This is a genomic window from Spirillospora sp. NBC_01491 (assembly GCF_036227065.1).
Taxonomy (GTDB): domain Bacteria; phylum Actinomycetota; class Actinomycetes; order Streptosporangiales; family Streptosporangiaceae; genus Spirillospora; species Spirillospora xylanilytica.
In genome coordinates, this window is sequence record NZ_CP109432.1 from 3,306,375 (window position 1) to 3,328,364 (window position 21,990).

At 74.1% G+C, this 21,990-nt stretch carries 21 protein-coding genes; 10 read left to right on the top strand and 11 right to left on the bottom strand.

Features of this window, described 5'->3' with window-relative positions:
- Positions 1-234: 234 nt before the first annotated feature.
- The 3 genes from OHA34_RS15235 to OHA34_RS15245 all read left to right on the top strand — a co-directional run bounded on the left by OHA34_RS15235 (position 235) and on the right by OHA34_RS15245 (position 2,886).
- Positions 235-1,176, top strand: coding sequence for a hypothetical protein (locus tag OHA34_RS15235; RefSeq protein ID WP_329521999.1), 942 nt, complete (start codon positions 235-237; stop codon positions 1,174-1,176).
- A gap of 13 nt (positions 1,177-1,189) precedes the next feature.
- Positions 1,190-1,321 carry a hypothetical protein gene (locus tag OHA34_RS15240; protein ID WP_285941823.1) on the top strand — a complete coding sequence of 44 codons (132 nt, stop codon included), beginning with the start codon at positions 1,190-1,192 and terminating at the stop codon, positions 1,319-1,321.
- A 191-nt stretch (positions 1,322-1,512) separates the two neighbouring features.
- Positions 1,513-2,886 (top strand): MFS transporter, encoded by a 1,374-nt coding sequence (locus tag OHA34_RS15245; protein ID WP_285941824.1) that lies wholly within the window; start codon positions 1,513-1,515, stop codon positions 2,884-2,886.
- Between the two features lie 90 nt (positions 2,887-2,976).
- Here OHA34_RS15245 and OHA34_RS15250 read toward each other — a convergent pair whose 3' ends face one another.
- Genes OHA34_RS15250 through OHA34_RS15280 form a run of 7 tightly spaced genes read right to left on the bottom strand, consistent with a single transcriptional unit; the run spans position 2,977 to position 10,452 of the window.
- Complete coding sequence (locus OHA34_RS15250) at positions 2,977-4,416, bottom strand: sodium:solute symporter family protein (protein ID WP_285941826.1); 1,440 nt, start codon at positions 4,414-4,416, stop codon at positions 2,977-2,979.
- The gene (gene dapB, locus OHA34_RS15255; protein WP_329522000.1) at positions 4,413-5,168 is read right to left on the bottom strand and encodes a 4-hydroxy-tetrahydrodipicolinate reductase; all 756 of its coding nucleotides are present in this window, start codon (positions 5,166-5,168) and stop codon (positions 4,413-4,415) included. The genes OHA34_RS15250 and dapB overlap by 4 nt, the downstream gene beginning before the upstream one ends.
- A complete protein-coding gene (dapA, locus tag OHA34_RS15260) occupies positions 5,165-6,082 on the bottom strand; it encodes a 4-hydroxy-tetrahydrodipicolinate synthase (protein ID WP_329522001.1) in 918 nt (305 codons plus the stop codon). The genes dapB and dapA overlap by 4 nt, the downstream gene beginning before the upstream one ends.
- A 44-nt stretch (positions 6,083-6,126) precedes the next feature.
- Entirely contained in the window at positions 6,127-7,575 is a 1,449-nt protein-coding gene (locus OHA34_RS15265; RefSeq protein WP_329522002.1) for an aldehyde dehydrogenase family protein, read from the bottom strand.
- A complete protein-coding gene (locus OHA34_RS15270; protein ID WP_329522003.1) occupies positions 7,572-8,945 on the bottom strand; it encodes an FAD/NAD(P)-dependent oxidoreductase in 1,374 nt (457 codons plus the stop codon). Before OHA34_RS15270 ends, OHA34_RS15265 begins: the two co-directional genes overlap by 4 nt.
- Positions 8,942-9,226, bottom strand: a complete 285-nt coding sequence (locus OHA34_RS15275; RefSeq protein WP_329522004.1) for a 2Fe-2S iron-sulfur cluster-binding protein — start codon at positions 9,224-9,226, stop codon at positions 8,942-8,944. The genes OHA34_RS15270 and OHA34_RS15275 overlap by 4 nt, the downstream gene beginning before the upstream one ends.
- The gene (locus tag OHA34_RS15280; protein ID WP_285941836.1) at positions 9,223-10,452 is read right to left on the bottom strand and encodes an NAD(P)/FAD-dependent oxidoreductase; all 1,230 of its coding nucleotides are present in this window, start codon (positions 10,450-10,452) and stop codon (positions 9,223-9,225) included. The genes OHA34_RS15275 and OHA34_RS15280 overlap by 4 nt, the downstream gene beginning before the upstream one ends.
- Before the next feature lie 72 nt (positions 10,453-10,524).
- Between OHA34_RS15280 and OHA34_RS15285 the strand changes: the two genes are divergently transcribed.
- From OHA34_RS15285 to OHA34_RS15300, 4 genes are all read left to right on the top strand, one after another.
- Positions 10,525-11,466, top strand: coding sequence for a LysR family transcriptional regulator (locus tag OHA34_RS15285; RefSeq protein ID WP_285941838.1), 942 nt, complete (start codon positions 10,525-10,527; stop codon positions 11,464-11,466).
- A gap of 190 nt (positions 11,467-11,656) precedes the next feature.
- Entirely contained in the window at positions 11,657-12,526 is an 870-nt protein-coding gene (locus OHA34_RS15290) for a HalD/BesD family halogenase (protein WP_329522005.1), read from the top strand.
- A gap of 71 nt (positions 12,527-12,597) precedes the next feature.
- Entirely contained in the window at positions 12,598-13,512 is a 915-nt protein-coding gene (locus tag OHA34_RS15295; protein ID WP_329522006.1) for a class I SAM-dependent methyltransferase, read from the top strand.
- Positions 13,509-15,344, top strand: coding sequence for a choline/carnitine O-acyltransferase (locus OHA34_RS15300; RefSeq protein ID WP_329522007.1), 1,836 nt, complete (start codon positions 13,509-13,511; stop codon positions 15,342-15,344). The genes OHA34_RS15295 and OHA34_RS15300 overlap by 4 nt, the downstream gene beginning before the upstream one ends.
- A 113-nt stretch (positions 15,345-15,457) precedes the next feature.
- Here OHA34_RS15300 and OHA34_RS15305 read toward each other — a convergent pair whose 3' ends face one another.
- From OHA34_RS15305 to OHA34_RS15320, 4 genes are read right to left on the bottom strand one after another with little or no spacing between them, the layout of a single operon-like run.
- Positions 15,458-16,627: an acyl-CoA dehydrogenase family protein gene (locus tag OHA34_RS15305; RefSeq protein WP_285941843.1), complete on the bottom strand. Its 1,170-nt coding sequence runs from the start codon at positions 16,625-16,627 to the stop codon at positions 15,458-15,460.
- A complete protein-coding gene (locus tag OHA34_RS15310) occupies positions 16,627-17,268 on the bottom strand; it encodes a carboxymuconolactone decarboxylase family protein (protein WP_285941845.1) in 642 nt (213 codons plus the stop codon). Before OHA34_RS15310 ends, OHA34_RS15305 begins: the two co-directional genes overlap by 1 nt.
- Positions 17,252-17,833 (bottom strand): VOC family protein, encoded by a 582-nt coding sequence (locus tag OHA34_RS15315; protein ID WP_329522008.1) that lies wholly within the window; start codon positions 17,831-17,833, stop codon positions 17,252-17,254. Before OHA34_RS15315 ends, OHA34_RS15310 begins: the two co-directional genes overlap by 17 nt.
- Positions 17,830-19,368: an AMP-binding protein gene (locus tag OHA34_RS15320; protein ID WP_329522009.1), complete on the bottom strand. Its 1,539-nt coding sequence runs from the start codon at positions 19,366-19,368 to the stop codon at positions 17,830-17,832. The genes OHA34_RS15315 and OHA34_RS15320 overlap by 4 nt, the downstream gene beginning before the upstream one ends.
- Before the next feature lie 107 nt (positions 19,369-19,475).
- Here OHA34_RS15320 and OHA34_RS15325 point away from each other — a divergent pair, with 107 nt between their 5' ends.
- The 3 genes from OHA34_RS15325 to OHA34_RS15335 are packed head-to-tail and all read left to right on the top strand — an operon-like array spanning position 19,476 to position 21,930.
- Positions 19,476-20,123 (top strand): TetR/AcrR family transcriptional regulator, encoded by a 648-nt coding sequence (locus tag OHA34_RS15325; protein WP_329522010.1) that lies wholly within the window; start codon positions 19,476-19,478, stop codon positions 20,121-20,123.
- Between the two features lie 29 nt (positions 20,124-20,152).
- Positions 20,153-20,578, top strand: coding sequence for a nuclear transport factor 2 family protein (locus OHA34_RS15330; protein ID WP_285941850.1), 426 nt, complete (start codon positions 20,153-20,155; stop codon positions 20,576-20,578).
- Entirely contained in the window at positions 20,575-21,930 is a 1,356-nt protein-coding gene (locus OHA34_RS15335; RefSeq protein ID WP_329522011.1) for a phosphotransferase family protein, read from the top strand. The genes OHA34_RS15330 and OHA34_RS15335 overlap by 4 nt, the downstream gene beginning before the upstream one ends.
- The last annotated feature ends 60 nt before the right edge of the window (positions 21,931-21,990 follow it).

Consider the following 21,990-nt stretch of genomic DNA (forward strand, 5'->3'; position numbering starts at 1 on the left):
TCGGCACCGGGCCGCCGTTGCCGTACTCGACGCCGTGCACGAACGGCCGGTTGTCCAGGTGCTCCCTCCACATCGAACTAGCCGGCCCGTTCGACCTGTATCCGGGCAGGTCGTGAACGGTTCAGAACGTCTTCTCGCCGTCGCTTGAAAACCAACGACGCGGCTCGCGCATCCCTCTTCGTAACGGGTCCCGCCACCCACGTATCGAGCCCATGAGGGACAGGAGCAGCACACGTGAGACTCACTCGCACCCGCCTGATCGCGCTGACCGGCGGCCTTGCCGCCATCGCGGCGGTCGGGGGCACCGCGGCGCTCGCGGACGGCCCGGCCGCCAACATCGTCGTCCGGCCCGCCGCCGCGGCGGCGCCGGAGACCGGGTCCGCCGTCAAGCCGGACCTGCGCAGGGTGTCCGCGCAGGGCCAGGCCGGCACGCAGGGGACCAAGCATCTGGAGGTGAAGTGCCCGAGCGGATTCCGCGCCATCAGCGGGAGCGCCGCCGCGACGGGCCAGCCCGCCGGATCGGTGGTCCGGACCGAGAACCGGCCGTTCCACACCTCGTCCGGCGACGGCTACGCGACGACCTGGCAGGCGCTTCCCGACGCGGAGGGCGCGACGTGGTCGATCCGCGCCACCGCCACCTGCGTGCAGGGCCTGGCGGGCGTGCAGCTCGTCACCGGGGAGGAGAGCGACCCGTCGAACAGCCTCCCGTCGACCGCCGTGTGCCCGGCGGGAAGCGTCGTGATGGGCATCGGCAGCAAGGTCACCACCACCGGCAACCCCTGGGACTTCCACTACTTCATCAGGGGCGAGGGGCTCAAGGAGGGCAACAGGACCGTCTACACCAGGGCCGGCCTGAGCAACGAGTCGCCCGTCGCGGGATCGATGACGTCCACCGCCGTCTGCGCGGAGGCCACGGAGTACTGGAGCGCCAACTTCGGGTCCAGCGACATGTCCAAGACCCTCACCAAGTCGGTCACCGCCCGCTGCGTCGAGGGGACGCGGGCGTACTCGGCCGCCGCGGACACCGAGTCCGAAACCTGGCCGAACACGGCGCGCCTGGAGGACGTCACGGCCGCTGACGGCGGCGGCCGTGCCCTCGCGAAGGTGGGCATGGAGGGCAACGAGCGGCCGGACTACCCCTGGCAGCTGAACGTCACCGCCATCTGCGCCCGCTGATCCCCGGGCGGACGTGAGGCCGGCGTCCCGTACCTCCTGGCGGTACGGGACGCCCCCGCCCGCCCACGCCGCCGCAAAGGACGCCCGGCACATCGAAACGGCGACCCGGCTCACCGTCATCGACGAGCACCGCATCCCCGGCTGACGGGCGGAGGTCGGAGCTGACCCGCCCCCTCAGCGCGGGGTCCCGGCGCGCGGTGGCGCGCGAAAGAGCCTAGACGCGCGAGACCGCCGGATGGTTTACCTGTTAGAGACACTTTTGGGTTACTGCTAGGTGATTGTTGGGTATGTTGCCCCGTCTGTAATGACTTTCCAGGGCGGAGGCAACGACGAAGTATGGGTGTTGAAGAGGTCACCACGGCGGAGGAAGACATCCGGGGCGACGACGGCCCGGACAAGGCGACGGTGCGGAAGGCCGTCGCGGCCTCGGCCATCGGCAACTGCATCGAGTGGTTCGACTTCGGGGTGTTCAGCGCGGGCGTCATGACCACCATCGTCGGGACAGTGTTCTTCCCGCCCGACGACGGCGGCTCGGCGGTGCTGCGCTCGTTCGCCATGATCGCGGCGGCCTTCGTGGCGCGGCCGTTCGGCGGGATGTTCTTCGGCCCGCTCGGCGACAAGGTCGGCCGCAAGACGGTCCTGGCCGTGACGATCATCCTGATGTCGGGCTCGACCGCGCTCATCGGGCTCCTGCCGGGCTACGACACGATCGGGATCGCCGCGCCGATCCTGCTGCTGGCCGTCCGGCTCGTGCAGGGGTTCTCCACCGGCGGCGAGTACGGGGGCGCCGCGACGGTCATCGCCGAGTACGCGCCCACCCGCAGACGCGGGTTCTTCGGCAGCTTCCTGGAGCTGGGCACGCTGTCGGGCTACGTGCTGGGCGCCGGTCTGGTGCTCGGCGTCGACCTGATGCTCAGCACCGAGGCCATGCACGCGTGGGGCTGGCGGGTGCCGTTCCTGATCGCGCTGCCGCTCGGCCTGGTCGGGCTCTACATCCGGTCCAAGCTGGAGGACACCCCCGAGTTCCAGAAGATGGAGCAGGCCGGCGAGGTGGCCCGCTCGCCGCTGCGCGACACGCTGGTGCACAACTGGCGGATGATCCTCAACCTCATCGGCATCGTCGTCCTGCTGAACGTCGCCAACTACACGCTGCTGACGTTCATGCCGTCCTACCTGGTCAAGAACCTCGACATCGGGGACACCACCGCCTCGCTGATCACCATCGGGGTCGAGCTGGTGATGATCGCGCTCATCCTCCCGCTGGGCTCGCTGTCGGACCGGGTCGGGCGCAGGCCGCTGCTGCTGACCGCGGCGGTCGGGTTCATCGTGGTGAGCTATCCGGCGATCGCCCTGATGCAGACCGAGAACACGGCGGCGGTCATCCTCGGCTTCGCCATGATGGGGGCGCTGCTGCTGCTGATGCTCGCGGTGATCGGCTCGACGTTCCCCGCGATGTTCCCGACGCAGGTGCGCTACGGCGCCTTCGCGATCGGCTACAACATCTCCACCTCGCTCTTCGGCGGGACCGCGGCGCTGGTCATCGAGAGGCTGATCAAGGCGACCGGGACCAACTACATCCCGGCCTACTACCTGATGATCGCCGGGGTGGTCGCGCTGGTGCCGATCCTGCTGCTGCCCGAGACGGCCCGGGTGCCGATCGGCAAGTGCGGCGGCCCCCGCGACGCGAAGGCGACCCCCGTGCCCGTCTGATCGCACGCCGCGCCGGACGCCCCGCGTCCGACCGTCCGCACGACCGCCGCGCCCCCGCCCGTCCCCTGGACGGGCGGGGGCGCGGCGCGTTCAGGCGGGCACCGTCGCGGCGTCCGCGTCCGACCGTCCGGGCGCGGCGCGGTCGCGGGTGGCCAGCGAGACCACGACCGTGAGGACGGCGGCGGCGGCGAAGCCGACGTACAGACCGGCGACCTGCCCGGTCACCGCGCCCACCACGAGGCCCGTGCGGGCGCCCCACGGGGTGATGCGGCAGTTGTGCTCGCCCGCGGTGAAGGGCCGGGAGCGGTCCCGCCGCCAGAGCAGCCCGACCGCGAGCACCGGCACCACGCTGCACGCCAGCAGCGTGTACGCCTGGGCGAACAGCCCGATGATGGACGAGGCGTACATCGCGGTCAGCGCGCCGCCGATGCCGATGACGACGGTCAGCCCGCGGCCGGCGCGCACCATCGCGCGGTCGCTCATCTGCCGCCCGCCGGCGGTCAGCACGTCGTTCACCATGATCACGGTGGCCGCGTTCAGGTTGGCCGCGGCGGCGCCGTTGGCGGCGACCAGCACCAGCCCGAACACCGCGATGGTGATCACCGCGGGCACCTGGTTGAGCATCACCCACGGCATCGCCTCGCCGCCCGGCCCGCCCGGGTTGAGCGCCCGCGAGATCATCCCGACCAGCACGGTGCCGCAGATGAACACGGTCGCGATGACGCCGGCGACGAGCATGCCGGTGCGGGCCGACCGGCCGCTCTCGGCGGCGAAGCAGCGCTGCCAGTAGCTCTGCGCGCCGAGCACGCCCAGCAGGCCGGTCAGGAACAGGGTGACGGTCTCCCAGCCGAGGTGGAACGAGGTCAGCTCGTGCAGCCCCGCCGCGTCCAGCCGGGTGTTGAGCTGCCGCGGGTCGAAGTCGACGAGGCTGAACGCCGACAGGTAGTAGACGAGCCCGACCACGACGATGAGGATCCCGAGGACGAACTCGACCTTCGCCACCGCGTGCATGCCGCCGAGCGCCGCGTAGGCGATGAAGATCGCGGTGAACAGCAGAATGATCAGGGTCGGGTCGGTGCCGGTGAACACCTCGAACAGCAGACCCATGCCGAGGCCCTGGCCGCCGATCCAGGACATCATCAGCGCCAGCGTGAGCAGCGCGACGATCAGCCGCGCGATCGGATCGCGCAGCAGCAGGTCGTGCATCATCTCGGCGAGCGTGCGGTAGGCGAACCGGCCGGCGAACCCGGCGAACAGCAGCGCGAAGGCGATCTTGGCGCCCTGCTCGCCGAGCACGAAGGCCAGCTGGCTGTAGCCGACCTGGTGGCCCTCCTCCGCCTCGCCGACGAAGTTCCCCGCGCCCATGATCGTGGACAGGTCGGTGAACGCGATCACCACCAGCGGCAGTCCGGTGCCGGCGATGGCGAAGTGCGAGAAGCTGCGGCCGGCCGCGCCCCGGTTGACCCACCCGATCCCGACGGCGAACACGGCGAACACCGCGGTGATCACCCACGCGGCGACCTCGATCATTGCGCCGGTCCCGTCGTGAGCAGGGCGTCCAGGCCGACGGTCAGGCCGGGACGGGCCGCGACGCCGCGCACGGCGAGCAGCACGCCGGGCAGGAACGCGGCGCGGTCGAGCGTCTCGAAACCGATGCTCAGCAGCTCGTGATCGCGCCCGAACCGGACGTCCTGCCGGGACAGCACCCCGCCCGTCCGGACCGAGTGGACCGGGACGCCGTGCACGGGCCGCCCACGTGTGGTCGCCTCCCCCGGCGGCGGCTCGGGCGGCTCTCCGCCGGTGCCGCCGCGTGCCGCCGCGATCACCCGGGCGGTCTGCTCGGCGGTGCCCGCGGGCGCGTCGAGCTTGCGGCGGTGCGCGTACTCCACGATCTCCACGTCGTCGAAGAAGCCGGCGACCTCGGCGGCGAGCCGGGTCGCCAGCACTGCGGCGACGCTGAAGTTCGGCACCACGTGCACGCCGACGCCGGGCGCCGCCGCGCACAGCTCCGCGATCCGCTCCTGCGGGCCGGCGCCGACGCCGCTGGTGCCGACGACGGTGTGCACGCCGCGGGCGACCGTCCACTCGAGGTGTTCCATGACGCAGTCCGGGATGGAGAAGTCCACCGCGACGTCGGCGTCCCGCAGCGGGTCCAGCGGCTCGCCGCGGTGCACCGCGGCGACCAGTTCCAGATCGGCCGCGTCCCGCACCGCGGCGCAGACCGCGCGGCCCATCCGGCCGCCGGCGCCGATCACGCCGACCCGCGTCGGGGTCCCGCTCATGCGCGCGCTCCGTCCGTGAGGGCGCCGGTCGCGGCGAGCTCGGCGAGGATACCGTCGCGTTCGCTCGGGATCAGCTCGATGAGCGGCGGCCGCACCGGGCCGGAGGGGCGGCCGAGCGAACCGAGCGCGGCCTTGACGGTAACAGCCGCCTGCGCCCGGAACACCGCGCGGGCCACCGGAAGCAGCGCGCGGTGCTCGGCGAGCGCGGTCGCCGGGTCGCCGTCGCGGTGCGCGTCGAGCATCCGGCGCAGCCGGTCCGCGGCGAAGTGCCCGATCACGCTGACCGCGCCGACGGCGCCGACGGTGGCGAGCGGCAGGTTCATCGCGTCCTCACCGGAGTAGTAGGCCAGGTCCGACTCGCGCATCACCCACGAGCTGGCCTCCAGGTCGGACTTGGCGTCCTTGATCGCGGTGATCCGGTCGTGCGCGGCGAGCCGGACGAGCGTGCCCGGCTCCAGCGCGACGCTGGTGCGGCCCGGGATGTCGTACAGCATCACCGGCAGCGGGGTGGCGTCGGCGATGGCGCGGAAGTGCGCGGCGATGCCGTCCTGGGACGGCTTGGAGTAGTAGGGCGTGACGACGAGCAGGCCGTGCGCGCCGGCCGCGGCGGCGGCGCGGGCCAGCGCGACGCTGTGCGCGGTGTCGTTGGTGCCGACCCCGGCGATCACCCGGACGCCGGTCGGCACCGCCGCGCCGACCGCGCGCAGCAGGTCGGACTTCTCCTGGTCGGTCGTGGTGGCGGACTCGCCGGTGGTGCCGTTCACCACCAGCCCGTCGTTGTGCCCGGGGCGGGTCAGCCAGGCCGCGAGCCGCGCCGCGCCGTCGAGGTCGACCCCGCCTTCGGGGGTGAACGGCGTCACCATCGCGGTGATGACGCGGCCGAACTGCCGTGTCGCTGTCGTGCAGGCTGTCATGCAGGCTCCCTTGCGGTGGTCGCGCGCCGGCGGCGCCGGCGCGGTCAGCTCGCGGAAATGCAGATGTTCTTCACCTGGGTGTAGGTGCGCAGCGCTTCGAAGCCCTTCTCGCGGCCGTAGCCGCTCAGCCCGGTGCCGCCGAACGGGGTCAGCACCGAGTCGCCCGAGCCGAAGCAGTTGACGTAGACCTGGCCGGCCGCGACGCGGCGGGTCAGCCGGACGCCGCGGCCGAGGTCGCGGGTCCACACGTAGGCGGCGAGCCCGTGCCCGGTGCCGTTGGCGATGGCGACGGCCTCGTCCTCGCCGGTGAACGGGACGACGGTGAGCACCGGCCCGAAGATCTCCTCGCGGGCCGCCGCGGCGTCCGGGCCGAGCCCGGTCAGCACGGTCGGCTCGACGAACCAGCCGGCGGACGTGCCGGGCGCGGCGGGACGGCCGCCGCCGAGCGCGACGGTGGCGCCGGCCCGGACCGCGGTCGCGACGTGCCGCTCCACCCGGTCCCGCTGCCCCTGACTGATCAGCGGGCCGACGTCGGGGTCGGCCGCGCCGGGCCCGACGCTGAACGCGGCGGCCCGCGCCGCCACCCGGGCCACGAACGCGTCGTGCACGTCGGCGTGCACGACGGCGAGGGACGGCAGATCGCAGCTCTGCCCGGTGGCCTCGACGAACCCGCGGGCGAGCTGGTCCGCGGCCACGTCCAGGTCGGCGTCCGGGAACACCAGCGTCGGGGACTTGCCGCCCAGTTCCAGCACGCACGGGGTGACGGCCGCAGCCGCAGCCGCCGCGACCGCGCGGCCGGTGCCGACGGAGCCGGTGAAGGTCAGCAGCCCGAGGCCGGGGTGCCGGCTGAGCGCCGCGCCCGCCTCGGCGCCGTCTCCGTGCACCAGGTTCACCACCCCGGGCGGGAAGCCCGCGGCGGTGACGATCCGGCCGAGCAGCGCCGTGGTGTGCGGGGCCAGCTCGGGCGTCTTCAGCACCGCGGTGTTCCCGGCCGCGAGCGCGGCGGCCAGGCTCCGCGACGCCATGTTCAGCGGGAAGTTCCAGGCATTGATCTGCCCGCAGACGCCGTGCGGCTCGCGGACGGTGAAGTCGACCACGCCCGGCCCGACGGGCAGCTGCTCGCCGTGCAGCGCGGGGGCGGCGCCGCCGAAGAACTCGAAGTAGCGGGCGGCGAGTTCCACGTCCGCGCGGGCCTGGGCGAGCGGCTTGCCGCAGTCGCGGGTCTCGGCGGCGGCCAGCGCGGTGGCGTCCGCGCGCAGCCGGCGGGCGACGTCGAGCAGCAGCCGGCCCCGTGCGGTCGGGGTGGTGTCCCGCCACTCCCGGTCGTAGGCGCGGCGGGCCGCGCCGACGGCGGCGTCCACGTCGGCCGCGCCGCCGCGGGCGAAGTCGGCGACGGGCTCGCCGGTCGCCGGGTCGAAGCTGGTGAAGGTGCGGCCGTCGGCGGCGGCGGTCTCGGCGCCGTCGATCAGCAGCCCGTACGCGGGGCGGGTCATCGTTTCTCCTCGGGGTCGGTGGCGGCGCGCACGGCGCCCATCGGCAGTGGGCGGACCGGGAACCGGACGGACGGCGGCGCGGTCCGCGCCGGGCCGTGGCCGCGCCGGGCGAGCAGCCCGCTGAGGGCGGGCGCGCAGATCCGGGACTGGCAGGCGCCCATGCCCGCGCGCGTCCACAGCTTCAGCGCGTGCAGGTCGGCGACGCCGCCGTCCAGGGCGGCGTCGACCTCCCGCCGGGTCACCTCCTGGCAGCGGCACACCTCGGTGTCCGGGCCGGGCCAGGACGCGGCGCCGGGCCCGGGACGGAACATCCGGTCCATCCCGATCCGGAACGCCTCCAGTCGGGCGAGGCGGCGGCGCAGCCGGCGGACCCGGCCAAGGTCGGCGGCGCGGCCGGTGAGCTCCGCGGCGAGCAGCGCGCCCGCGAGCCGTCCCTCCAGCTCGGCGCGCTGCGAGCCGCCGACCCCGGCGCAGTCGCCGACGGCGCGGACGCCGGGCGCGGTGGTGCGGAACTCGGCGTCCCGCACCGGCCGCCAGGTGAGCCGCTGCGCGTCCCACTCGATCTCGGCGCCGCACTGCGCGGCCAGGTCGGACGACGAGGAGAACCCGTGGCTGAGCAGCACCGCGTCGCACTCGATCAGTTCGCCGGGCGCCTCGGTGAACGACCAGTCGGGGTGCAGCCGGCCGAGCCGGACACCGGTGACCCGGCCGTCGCCCTCGATCGCACGGACGCCGGTGCCGGTCCGCACCCGGACGCCGGCGAGCGCGAGCCGCGCCCCGTAGCCGGCGCCCTGCGCGAGCAGTGCCGGTTCGGCGAGTGCCCGCGCCGCGTCCCGCCAGTGCCGGGCGCCCGGCCGGGCCGCCTCGGCGACGGCCGCGACGCGGACGCCCGCCGCGGCGAGCTGGCTCGCCACGGCGAGCAGCAGCGGCCCGGTCCCGGCGACGACAGGGCGGCGGAACGGGAACACCCCGCTGCCCTTGAGGAATGTCTGTGCGGCGCCGGCCGTCATGACGCCGGGCAGCGTCCAGCCGGGCACCGGCAGCACCTTCTCCGCGGCGCCGGTCGCCAGCACGACCGCGCGGGCCCGCGCCGTCCACAGCTCGCCGTCGCTGGTCAGCACGGCCTCCCGGCCGTGGAACCCGTGGCACACCACGCCGGGCCGGAACGTCACCGGGCCGTCCGCCTGGGGCCCCGGGGCGGGGTCGGCGAACCGGCGCCGCCCGATCTGCCCGCCGGGCCGCTGGTTCTCGTCCACGACCAGCACGGTCAGCCCGCGCCTGGCGGACTCCGCCGCCGCGGCGAGCCCGGCCGGGCCCGCCCCGACGACGAGCACGTCCGGCTCCGCCGGCTCCGCCGTTCCGCCGTTCATCTCGGTTCCTCCCCTTCGGTGTCGATGCGCATCCCGGCGGCGACGGGCGTGATGCAGGCGCGCGTCCCGGCGACGCCGTCGACCGTCACCGCGCACTCGTGGCACGCGCCCATGCCGCAGAAGACCGCGCGGGGCGCGCCGCTCGGGCGGCTCGTCCGCAGGACGATCCGGCCGCGCAGCGCCAGCGCCGCGGCGACCGACACCGCGGCCGGCACCTGCACCGGGACGCCGTCCAGGACGACCTGGACCGTCCGCGTCTCCCGCGTCCCCCGCGCCGTCACGAGACCTCCCCGGCGGCCTCGGAGTGCCCGGCGAACCGGTCGGGCGCGAACGCGTCGAGCGCCGCATCCAACACCTCGCCCGGCGCAGGTCGGCCGAGTACGGCCGCCGTGACCAGCTCGGCGGTCACCGGCGCCAGGCCGACGCCCTCCCCCTCGTGCCCGGTCGCGAGCACGTAGCCGGGGATCGCGCCGGACTCGCCGACGATCGGGCGGTTGTCGGGCGTCCAGGGCCGCAGCCCGGCGAACGACCTGATCGCCCGCACCCGCGCCAGCCCCGGCAGGAACCCGACGGCGCGGGCGACGATCGCGGTGAACAGGTCCGGGTCGACGTCGGTGCGGGCGCCGCAGAACCGGCGGCTGCTGCCGAGCAGCAGGTTGCCGCGGCCGGTCGGCTCGGCCACGAACGCGACCGCGGGGCGGGTCCCGTCCCCCGCCGCGGCGCGGTCGGCCATGTAGCCCGCCTCGGTGACGGTGCGCCGGATGAGGCCGGGCGCCTCCTCGGTCACCACCAGCACGCCCTGCCGGGGCCGGATCGGCAGCGGGACGAGCCCGCCGGCGTCCAGACCGGGCGACCACACGCCCATCGCGTTGACGACGTGCGGCGCGGCGAAGTCGCCGCGGTCGGTCCGGACGCCGCGGACCCGCCCGTCCCGGCCGGTGAGCAGCCGGAGCGCGCGGACGCCCCAGTGCGTCCGGCAGCCGTGCCGGACCGCGTCGCGGAGCAGCGCGGCGACGGCGCCCGGCGGGTACACCGACGCGTCGTCGTGGCAGTCGACCGCGCCGGCGAGGCCGGGCCGCAGCGCCGGTTCGCGCCGCCGCAGCTCGTCGCCGTCGACGTGCTCGGCGCGCACCCCGGCCGCGTGGAGCCGGGCGACCCGGCGCGGCGCGCCGGCGTCCTGCTCGGGGTCGGCGAAGAACACGAGGCTGCCCCGCTGGTGGAAGCCGAGTCCGCCGTCCAGCTCGCCGTCCCACCGCCGGTACGCCTCGATGCTGCGCAGGGTCAGCCGGACGCCGAGGTCGTCGTGCTTGGTCTGCACCAGCACGTTGCCGTCGCAGCGGCCCGAGCTGCCGGCCGCCGGGCCGGCCGCCTCGACGAGCGCGACGTCGGCGCCGGCCCGACTCAGCTCGCGCGCCACGGCGGCGCCGACGATCCCGCCGCCGAGCACCAGTACGTCGGCACTGATTCGTGCGCCTGGTTCGGTGACTTGGTGGAAAACGCTCGTCATCGCCCCTTCTCCGGTTCGGTGTTGGCGATGAAGCTAGTGACAGGACGCACGGCCCGGCTCTACGCTTCGGCCATGAGTGATTCAGAAGCCGAATCACTGGCCGGCTGGCGGGAGGACGGCGCCGACCTGCCGCAGCTCGACGATCTGCGGATGTTCGTCGCGATCGCGCGGGCGGGCAGCCTGCGCGCGGCGGCCGGAGCGCTGTTCACCTCGCAGCCGACGCTGTCGCGCTCGGTGGCGCGGCTGGAGGCGCGGCTCGGCGTGCGGCTGCTGCGCCGCGGCGCCCGCGGCGTCGAGCCGACCCGGCACGGCGAGGCGCTGCTGGTGCAGGCGCAGCGGGTGCTGGCCGCCGCCGCCGACCTGCGCCGCAACGTGACGGCGCTGGCGTCCGGGACGCTGCGGCTCGGCGCCACCGCCACCTCGGCGCGGCGGCTGCTCGCGCCGTTCCTGTCCGAGTGGATGCCCGCGCATCCGGGCGTCCAGGTCACCGCGATCGAGGACAGCGAGCGGCGGCTGCACGCGCACCTGGAGACGGGGCGCTGCGACATCGCGATCGTGTCAGGGCCGCTGTCCGCGCAGACCGCGTCGGTGCACCTGATGACCGCGCAGGTCATCGCGCTGTTCCCGCCGGGCCATCCGGCGTCGCGACACGACCGCCCGGTGCGGGTGCCCGACCTGGCGGGCGAGCCGCTGCTGGTGAACGGGACGGCGTTCCCGTCCACCGCGCTGCTGCTGCGCGCGATGGACGCGGCGGCGGCGCGGCCGGACGTCGTCTACGAGTGCACGGCGGGCCAGACGCTCGCCGCGATGGCCGAGGCGGGGCTCGGCGTGGCGGTCTTCGCCGACACCGCCGACCTGCGCGGGTTCAGCCTCCCGCGGCACGACGTGCTGGACGCGGCGGGGACGCCGCTGCGCTTCGACCTGTACGCGGCGTGGCCGCGGGACACGGCGCCGGGGTGGGTGCGCGAGTTCGCGATCGAGCTGTCCACATTCCACCGATCGGTCGTGATCTAGCCCACACGGGCCGCCACCGCCCGCCCGGGGCGCCAGTCAAACCCACAGGTCAAGGGCAAAAGCTAGACAATCCACAAAACTTCGCCACACTTTACTAGCAGGGAATTGACAACAATGAATGTGCTAAAACCCCTGAGAGGTCGGTGAGCCTGAGGTCGGCGAGCGACCGGCTCGCATGGAGAGGATCTTCATGAGCACATCGGAGGCCGTCGCGATCGGGCAGGTGGTCGACACCGCGCGCTATCCCCTCGCGGACCCGGCGAGCGGCGATTGGCGTTCGGTGGTCGCCCGCACCCGGCGGGAACTCCGCGAGGCCGGATGCAGCGTGCTGCCGGATTTCATCAGACCGGCACTCGCGGACGTGCTGCGCCGGGAATGCGCGGCCCTCTCCGACCTGGCGCATGACGACGTCGAAACGGTCAACGCCTACAACATCGACGTGACCGCTCCGCTACCGGAAGGCCACCCGGGCCGCATCACCGCCGAACGCGGCAACGCCTTCGTGGCCCGCGACCAGATCCCCGCCGACCTGCTGATCCACCGGCTCTACACCAGCGAGCCGTTCCGCCATTTCGTGGCGAGCTGCTTCGGGCTGCCACGCGTCCACGAGCTCGCCGACCCCCTGGCCGGCCTGTGCCTCAACGTCGTCAACCCGGGCATGGAGCACCCGTGGCACTTCGACACCAACGAGTTCACCGTCAGCATGCTCACCCAGGAGCCGCAGGCCGGCGGCGTCTTCGAGTACTGCCCCAACATCAGGTCCGCGCACGCCGAGAACCTCGCGGACGTCCGGGACGTCCTCACCGGACGCGGCGGCCGGACGGTCCGCCGCCTCACCCTGCGGCCGGGCGACCTCCAGCTCTTCAAGGGCCGCTACTCACTGCACCGGGTGAGTTCCGTGCAAGGCCGCACCGCCCGCCATTCCGCGATCTTCGCCTACAGCGAGCGCCCCGGGGTCATCGGCAGCGTGGCCCGCACCGAACAGCTTTTCGGCCGTGTTCTCCCCGAACATCTGGCCGCCGCCAAAAGCGCCGTACGGGTCGACCAACTGCTGGATTGAGCAGCCGGCCGGCGGTTCGCACCGCCGTTTGCTCCATCGCCTGCTCTGTCCCGCCAGAGAGGAATGCGACCGTGCCTGCCGACTCCACCGGAAAAGTCTCCCTCGACCACATCTACACGCAGCCCGATCCGCGCGCCTACTTCGGTACGCTGCGCGAACTCGGCTACTGCATCCCGCAGGGCGCAAAACCCCATTTCGCCGCGCTCATCAGCGAATACCGGGAAGTCCGGAAGGTGCCCGCGCCGACCGTCCTGGACATCGGCTGCTCCTACGGCATCAACGCAGCGCTGTTGAAATGCGACGCAACCATGGACGAACTGTACGAGCGCTACGCGGGCGGCGACGCGGCCACGCTGCCCCGCGCCGCGCTGCTGGCCCGTGACCGGGAACTGGTCCGTTCCCGCGGCCGCTCCGGGCGGGCCCGGTTCATCGGCCTGGACACCTCGGACCGGGCCCTGTCGTACGCGCTCGCGGCCGGGTTCCTGGACGGCGCGGTCAACGCCGACCTGGAGCGGAACGAGCCGACCGGACGGCAGTGCGCCCAGCTCGCCGGCGCCGACCTGGTCGTCTCCACCGGCTGCCTCGGCTACGTCACCGAGCGCACCATCTCCCGGGTCGTCGCCGCGAACGGCGACCGCAGGCCGTGGATGGCGCACTTCGTGCTGCGGATGTTCCCGTTCGACCCCATCGCCGCGTGCCTGGCGGACGCCGGGTACGAGACCGTCCGCTCCGAGGGCCTCTTCAAGCAGCGCCGGTTCGCCACCCCGCAGGAGCAGTCGCAGGTCCTCGACACGCTGTCGGGGATCGGCGTCGACCCGCGCGGGCTGGAGACCGAGGGCTGGTTCTACGCCGGGCTCCACCTGTCCAGGCCGCGCCGCAAGGCCGCCCGCGCCGTCGTCGACCTCGCGTCCGCCCGCCCTGCGCCCGGCCTCCGCCCGGCCGGAGCCCGGGCACCCCTGCACCGTCCAGACAGAGGATTGAATTGAACAGCCGCCATGAGGAACCCACCCCGACCTTCGGCCACGAGGCCGGCCTGCCGAGGGTCCCGCTGCCCGCGCTGGAGGAGAGCTGCGAGCGGTTCGTCGCGTGGTGCGAGCCGCTGCTGACCCCGGACGAGGTCGCCGCGACCAAGGCCGAGGTCGCCTCGTTCCTGCGCCCGGACGGCCCCGGCCGCAGGCTCCACGCGGCGCTCCGGGACTACGACGCGACCGAGGGCGTGCAGAGCTGGCTCGACACGTTCTGGCCCTACCGCTACCTGGGCCGGCGCGACCGCATCGCGGTGAACGCGAACTTCTTCTTCCTGTTCCGGGACGCGGGCCTCCAGCAGGCCGAGCGCGCCGCATCGCTGATCAGCGCGGCCGTCGGCTACAAGCTGCGGCTCGACGAGGAGCGCGTCCCGCCGGTCGTCCAGCGGGGGCGGCCCCTGTCGATGGAGCAGAACAAGGCGCTGTTCTCCTCGACGCGCATCCCGGGCGCCGTCCAGGACACCGTCCGCGGCCCGTACAGCCGGGAGTGGCCGGGCCCGTCCCGCGAGCGGCACATCGTGGTGTTCTTCCGCGGCACCATGTTCCGCTTCGAGGTGCTCGGCCCGGACGGCCGCCCGCACACTCCGGACGAGCTGGTCGCGGGCCTGCGCGCGGTCATGAAGGACGGCGCGACGCGGGCCCCGACCGACACCTCCGTCGGGCACCTCACCACCAAGGCGCGGGCCGAGTGGGCGGCCGACCGGGAGGCGCTGCTCGCCGCCCACCCCGGCAACGCCGCCGCGCTCGACACCGTGGAGCGGGCGCTGTTCTGCGTCTGCCTGGAGGACCTCGCGCCCCGCGACACCCTGGAGGCGAGCGACCACCTGCTGCACGGCGACAGCGGCAACCGGTGGTTCGACAAGGCCGTGTCCCTGATCGTGTTCGCGGACGGCTCGGCGGGCGTCAACATCGAGCACTGCGGCCTGGACGGCACCACGGTCCTCAGCTTCGTCGACGCGGTGCTGGGCGAGGCGCCCGCCGCCGTGTCCGCCGCGTCCGGCGCACCCGGCTGGCCCGGCGGGACCGTCCCGGCCGTAGCGCCCATCAGGTTCGGGCTCGACGACGACCTGCGCGACAGCGTGCGCGGCGCCGCCGAAGCGTTCGCCGACTACGCGGCCGGCACCGCTACCACCACCGTGTCGTTCGACGACTTCGGCGGCGACCGGGCCAAGGAGCTGCGCACCTCACCGGACGCGTTCGCGCAGATGGCCTACCAGCTCGCCCACCAGCGCGCGAAGGGCCGCATCGGCGCCACCTACGAGTCGATCGCGACGCGGCAGTACCGGAACGGGCGCACCGAGGCGATGCGCGTCGTCACCCCCGAGGTGCTGAGGTTCGTCGCCGCGATGGACGACCCCGGGGCGGACGCCGCGACCCGCACGGCCGCGTTCCGCGCCGCCGCCGCCGCGCACGTCGAGCGCGCCAGGGACTGCCAGTCCGGACGCGCGCCCGAGCAGCACCTGTGGGAGCTCCAGCTCATCCAGAAGCGGCGCGGCGAGGAGCTCGGCGTGACCGCGGAGCCCGCGCTGTACCGGTCGCCCGGCTGGCTGGTCATGCGGGACGACTACCTGAGCACCAGCTCCGCCCCGTCCGCCGGCATCCAGTACTTCGGGTTCGGGGCGACCAGCGAGCGGTGCATCGGCGTCGCCTACGTCCTGCTCCCCGACCGCCTCAACGTCTACCTGAGCACGCCGCTGCCCGTGGCGGACGCGATGCACGCGTTCGCCGACCGGCTCCGCGAGGCGGTCCGCGAGCTGCACGACCTCCTCGCGGCCGACGCGCGGGAGGGCTGACCGCGCCCGCGGGCGGCGGGCCGCACCGTGCCGGGCATGGTGCGGCCCGCCGCCCGCGACGCGTCCCGGCGGACGGATCTCTCCGCCGCGACGCGTCCGGGCAAGCGGGCGGATCACTCCTTGGCGGCCTCGCGGAGGATGCGGCGGGCCGTGCTCTGGATGTGGACCTCGTCCGGGCCGTCGTAGAGGCGGGCCTCCCGGGCGTGCCGGTACATCCGGGACAGAGGGGTGTCGTCGGTGAGGCCCGCGGCGCCGTGCACCTGGACGGCGCGGTCGATCACGTCGTGCAGCATGCGGGCGCCGACCACCTTGATCGCGCCGATCTCCACCCGCGCCTGGTCGCCCTCGTCGATCCGGCCGGCGGCCTGGAGGGTGAGCAGCCGGGCCGACTGGATGTCGGTGTAGGAGTCGAAGACGTGCTGCTGCATGAGCTGCTTGGCGGCCAGCGGCTCACCGAAGGCGGTCCGGGACTCCAGCCGCGCGCACATCAGCTCGAACGCCCGCCGGGCCTGGCCGAGCCAGCGCATGCAGTGGAAGATCCGGCCGGGGCCGAGCCGCTCCTGGGCGATCACGAAGCCGTGCCCGCGCGGCCCGAGCAGGTTGCCGGCCGGCACCCGCACGTCCTCGTAGGCGACCTCGTAGTGCCCGCCGTTCAGGCCGAGCACTGGGGTCTCGCGGACGATCCGGTAGCCGGGGGTGCCGGTCGGCACCACGATCATGCTGAAGGCGCGGTGCGGGGCCGTGCCGTCCGGCTCGGTGCGGCACATCACCGTGGTGTAGTCGGCGTCCGCGGCGCCGGTGGTGAACCACTTGCGGCCCCGGATCACCCAGTGGTCGCCGTCCAGCTCGGCGGTGGTGCGCAGCCCGGTCGGGTCGGACCCGGCCACGTCCGGCTCGGTCATCGCGAAGCTCGGCGAGACCTCCCCGGCCACCATCGGCAGCAGGTACCGGTCGCGCCACTCCGCGCTCGCGTGCCGGTGCAGCATCAGCGAGTCCTGGAGGGTGAAGGTGCCGAGCGCGAGCTGGCCCCACTCGCTGCGGCCCTGCACCTCGTTGACGTACACGTAGTCGAGGAACGGCAGCCCGCCGCCGCCGAGCTCGGCGGGGTGGCCGAGCGCCCACAGCCCGGCGTCCTTGGCCTCGCGGCGCAGCCCGGCCAGCGCGTCGCGGGACGCCGGCCCGCCCGCGTTCAGCACCGGCTCGGCGGGCTCCACCCGCTCGGTCATGAACGCGTGCACCGCGTCCCGGACGGGCCGCACCCGGTCCGGCACCGAGAAGAGCATCAGCCCTCCCCGGACAGGTCGGAGGCGATGTCGCGGGCGTCGTAGCCCTCGGGGGCGGCGACCTCCTCGACCGGCTCGGGCCGGTCGTCGAACTCCAGCCGCAGCGCGCGGGACATCGTGGCGTGCATGTCGTACATGCAGGTGATGTAGGTGAACAGCAGCACCTGCTCGTCGGTGAGGTGCCGCTTCAGCACGGCGAAGACCTCCTCGTGCACCCGGCCGCCGTCCAGGACGAGCCCGTCGGTGTAGGCGAGCAGGGCCCGCTCCAGCTCGGAGTAGCAGTCGGCGGTCTGCCAGTGCGGGACGGCCTGGATCTTCTCCTCCGGCATCCCGAGCGCGCGCATCTGCTTGCAGTGCTGCGAGAAGACGAACTGGCTGCCGCGCGCCCAGCCCGCCCGGCACTGCCCGAGCTCGCGCAGCGCGGGCTCCAGGTCGGCGTTGCGGTACAGCGCGAACCCGCGGACCGCGTGCCGGAACACCTCCGGGGAGTTGGCGAAGACCGTCCACCAGTCGCCGGGGGTGCCGGTCGCGGTGCCGTGGTCGACGGCGGGGTCGCGGTCCGGGGCGAACAGGCGGTCGTAGAAGAACAGGATCCGTTCGTCGGTGACCTCGGCGCGGGGCACCTCACGAAGTCGCGGCATGGCTCTCCTTGTTGACGGTGCGGTCGGCCGCCGTGCGCGGCCGGTGGGCGATGTCGGCATCGGTGAACGTCCGGGTCCAGCAGGCGAACTCCAGCAGGATCCCGTCGGGGTCCTGGAAGTAGAAGGACCGGACGAACACCCCGTCGTGCATGCGGCGGGCGACACCGGACGGGCTGTCGTCGTGGTTGAGCACGGGGCTGACGGCGACGCCCTTCTCCTTCAGTCGCGTCCGGTAGGCGTCGAACCGGTCGGCCGGCACGTGGAAGGCGACGTGGTTCATCGAGCCGACGGCGCTGAGCAGCCCGCCCTGCTCGGGACGGGTCGCGGGCGCCGAGATCCCGGGGACGCCGTCCGGCGCGTCCGGGAACCAGAAGAACGCCACGCAGTCGCCGCCGCCGCAGTCGAAGAAGAAGTGCTGGCCGAGGCCGCCTGGCAGGTCCAGCGTCTTGATCAGCGGCATCCCGAGCACGCCGGAGTAGAAGTCGATGGTGCGGCTCATGTCCGAGGACACCAGCGCGAGATGGTTGATCCCGCCGAGCTCGAACTCGGTGTTGCGGGCGGTCATGTCGCCTCCTTCGGGGTGGTGTGGCGGGCGCGCAGGTCGCGTTTGAGGACCTTGCCGGCGACGTTGCGCGGCAGCTCGGCGGCGAACTCGATCCCGCGCGGGGCCTTGTAGCCGCCCAGCCGTTCCCGGCAGGCGGCGATGATCTCCTCGGCGGTGGCGGACGCGTCCGGCCGGAGCACCACGACCGCGTGCACCGCCTCGCCCCACTCGGGGTGCGGGACGCCGAAGACGGCGGCCTCGGCCACCGCGGGGTGGCCGAGCACGGCCTCCTCGACCTCGCGGGAGGCGACGTTCTCACCGCCGGTGATGATCATGTCCTTCATCCGGTCCACGATGTAGACCATGCCCTCGGCGTCCTGCCGGGCCACGTCGCCGGTCCGGAACCAGCCGTCCTGGAACGCGGCGGCGGTCAGCCCCGGCTCGCGCCAGTAGCCGCGCATCACCTGGTCGCCGCGGACGATCATCTCGCCGGGCTCGCCGGCCGGCACGTCGGCGAAGTCCGCGTCCACGATCCGGATATCGGCCAGATCCATCGGACGGCCCGCGGCGGCCAGCAGGTGGGTCTCCCCGGCCGCGGCCCGCCGGTGCTCGGCGCGCCCGAAGTGCAGGACGTTGCCGCCCAGCTCGGACATGCCCATGCCCTGGTAGAAGTCGCAGCCGAGCACCTCCATCCCGCGGCGCAGCACCGGCGCGGGGATCGCGGACGCGCCGTACCCGATCGCCTCCAGGGTGCCGAGGTCGCGGTCCTCGATGCCGGGATGGCGGAGCAGGAACGCGATCATCGTGGGGGCCAGCCCGGTCTGGGTGACCCGCCACTCCTCGACCAGCCGGAGGAAGGTCTCGTTGTCGTAGCCGCGCAGGATGCCGACCGTGCAGGCGCGCAGGTGGTTGACCAGCACGACGTAGCCGCCGACGTGGCACAGGGGGAAGCAGAACAGGAACACGGTGTCGTCCGGCAGGTCCCAGTGCGACACCGAGCCGATCACGCCGGTGACCAGGTTGCGGTGGGTCAGCATCACCCCCTTGGGGCGCCCGGTGGTGCCGCTGGTGTAGACGAGCCAGGCGACGGAGTCCTCGTCCGGGCGCGGCGGCTCGGTGGCCGGCGCCGCCGCGACCAGGTCGGCGAGAAGGCGGTCGGCGCCGGAGCCCTCGTCGAGCGCCAGGACGGCCTTGACCGTGGGCATCGCCGCGCGGTGCTCGCGCATCGCCTCCAGGTGCTCGCCGCTGACGATCAGCACCGACGCCTGCGCGTGGTCGACCAGGGCGGCGATCTCGGCCGGGTGCAGCCGGTGGTTGAGGAAGGTCAGCGCCATGCCCGCCGCCGGGACCGCGTAGTACAGGTCGACGTACTCCGGCCGGTTCCCCGACAGCACCGCCACCCGGTCGCCGGGCGCGGCGAGGGCGAGCAGCGCGTTGGCGGTCCGCCTGACCCGGTCGCGCAGCCCGGCGAAGGTGACCGTCTCGTCCTCGAACCTCAGCGCGGGGCGGTCCGGCCGCTTGCGCGCCGCGTACTCGACGATGTCGTTGATCAGCACCGGTCCTCCTCCGGAGTTGACTTGACAGTCATGTCAACTCTGTTCGATGCTCGGATCCTGTTCCTGCGAACATCGGCTTGTCAACCCCCGAAGGAGGAACCACGGCCATGCGAAGCGGGGCGGAGAACGAGCCGGAACCGGCGGAGGAGGCCCCGGCGCCGCTCACCGAGCGCGGCGCCCGGACCAGGGAGCGGCTCGTCTCGGCGGCGCGGGAGGTGTTCGAGGAGCGCGGCTTCCTCGACACCCGGGTCGCGCACATCGCCCGGCACGCCAAGGTCGCCTACGGGTCCTTCTACACCTACTTCCCCTCCAAGGAGGCGGTCTTCCTGGAGGTCGCCGACCGGCTGTTCACGGAGATGACCGGGCTCGACCTGGTGCCGCCCGCGGGCCCGTCGCCCGCCGCTCGGATACAGCGCGCCAACCGCTCCTACTACCGGGCCTACCTGCGCAACGCGAAGATGATGGCGATCGTCGAGCAGGTCGCGACGTTCAACGACGAGTTCCAGGAGCTGCGGCGCAGGCACCGCGCCGCGTCCGTCGGGCGGACCGCCAAGGCGATCGAGCGCTGGCAGCGGGAGGGGCTGGTGGCCGCCGACCTCGATCCGGAGATGACCGCCCGCGCCCTGGCCGCGATGGTCGACCACTCGCTGTACCTGTGGCTGGTCCAGGGCGAGGGCACCCCGGAGACCGAACGGCTCCTGGACACCCTGGACACCCTCAACATCCGGGCCCTCGGCCTGCCCCCCGCCCCCTGAGCGACGTCCCCGAAGAAGGAGAGACCTCCATGCACCAGGCACTCGCCGACCGCTTCTTCGCCGCCATCACCGGCGGCGACCTGGACGCCCTGCGCTCCGTGTACGCCCCCGGCGCCGTGATCTGGCACAACGGGCCGGGCGAGGGCGGCGGCTCCGAGCAGGGTGTCGAGGACAACCTCCGGACGCTGCGGTGGCTGTCGGCCAACCTGCGCGACTTCCGGTACGAGGAGATCCGGCGCGACCCGATGCCGGACGGGTTCGTCCAGCGGCACGTCCTGCGCGGGAACCTCCCGGGCGAGGGCGGCGGCGCGGCCGTCGCGATCGAGGTGGCGACCTGCCTGTTCGCGACCGTCGACGCCGACGGGCGGATCGCCCGCATCGAGGAGTACGCCGACACCAGGGGCAGCGACGCGCTCCGGGCCCACGCCGCCGCGCAGCGCGCGGCCCGCGGATGACCTCCCTGGAGGACGCGCTCTCCGCCGTCCTGACCGGGCCGGGCGGGGAGCGCGTCGCGGTGACCGGGCTGCGCAGGCTGTCGGGCGGCGCCAGCCGGGAGACCTGGGCGTTCGACGCCGGCGGCCGTCCGCTCATCTTGCGGCGGGACCCGCCCGCCGACCCCGATCCCGCCGCGATGGCGCGCGAGGCCGCGCTGCTCACGGCGGCGGCGGGCGCCGGGGTGCCGGTGCCGCGGCCGGCCGGGTCCGGCGACGGCGCCGGGACGCTCGGCACCCCCTACCTGATCATGGAGCGGCTGGACGGGGAGACCATCCCGCGCCGGCTGCTGCGGGACGAGCGGTTCGCCGGGGCCAGGCCGCGCCTGGCCGGGGAGCTCGGCCGGATCCTCGCCCGCGTCCACACGCTGCCGCCGGACGCCGTCCCCGGACTGCCGGACGGCGACCCGCTCGCCGACCTGACCGCGCTGTACGAGGGCTTCGCCGAGCCGCGTCCCGCCGTGGAGCTGGCCCTGCGCTGGCTGGACCGCAACCGTCCGCCCGCGACCGGCCGCACCGTGGTGCACGGCGACTTCCGCAACGGCAACCTGATGATCGGCCCGGACGGCGTGCGCGGCGTCCTGGACTGGGAGCTGTCGCACGCGGGCGACCCGGCCGAGGACCTCGGCTGGCTGTGCGTGAAGGCGTGGCGGTTCGGCTCGCCCGCCCCGGTCGGAGGCTTCGGCGGCCGGGAGGCGCTGCTGGAGGGCTACGCCGCGGCGGGCGGCACGCCGCCCGAGCCCGACGTGCTGCACTGGTGGGAGGTCTACGGCACGCTCCGCTGGACGGTGCTCTGCCGCAAGCAGGCCGAACGGTACCTCGAAGGCTCCGATCCCTCGATCGAGCTGGCCGTGCTCGGCCGGAAGGTCTGCGAGCAGGAGCACGACCTGCTGCTCGCGCTCGGCCTGACCGCGCCCGTGACCGTCGCCGACCCCCTCGGCGGCGGACCTGGCGGGTCCGGCGCGGACGGGGCGTCGCCGCCGCACGACCGTCCGGGCGCGGCCGGGCTCATCGAGGCCGTGGGCGCGTTTCTCGACACGGCCGGGCACACCGACGAGCGGACCCGCTTCCACGCCCGCGTGGCCGCGTCCGCACTGCGCATCGCGCGGCGCGAGCTGCTGCTCGGCGAGGCGCACCGGGCCGCGCAGGGCGAGCGGCTCGCGCGGCTCGGCTACGCCGACGACGCCGCGCTCGCCACCGGCATCCGCGCGGGCGAGGCCGACGGGCGCATGGACGAGGTCGTCGCGGCCGTGCGCGCCGGCATCGTGGACAAGCTGACCGTGGCCAACCCCCGCCACCTGTCCCTGCCCGCCTGACCTGCCCGCCTGACGCGTCCGCCTGACGCCCCGCCGGGCCCGGCGGGGCGTCAGGCCGGG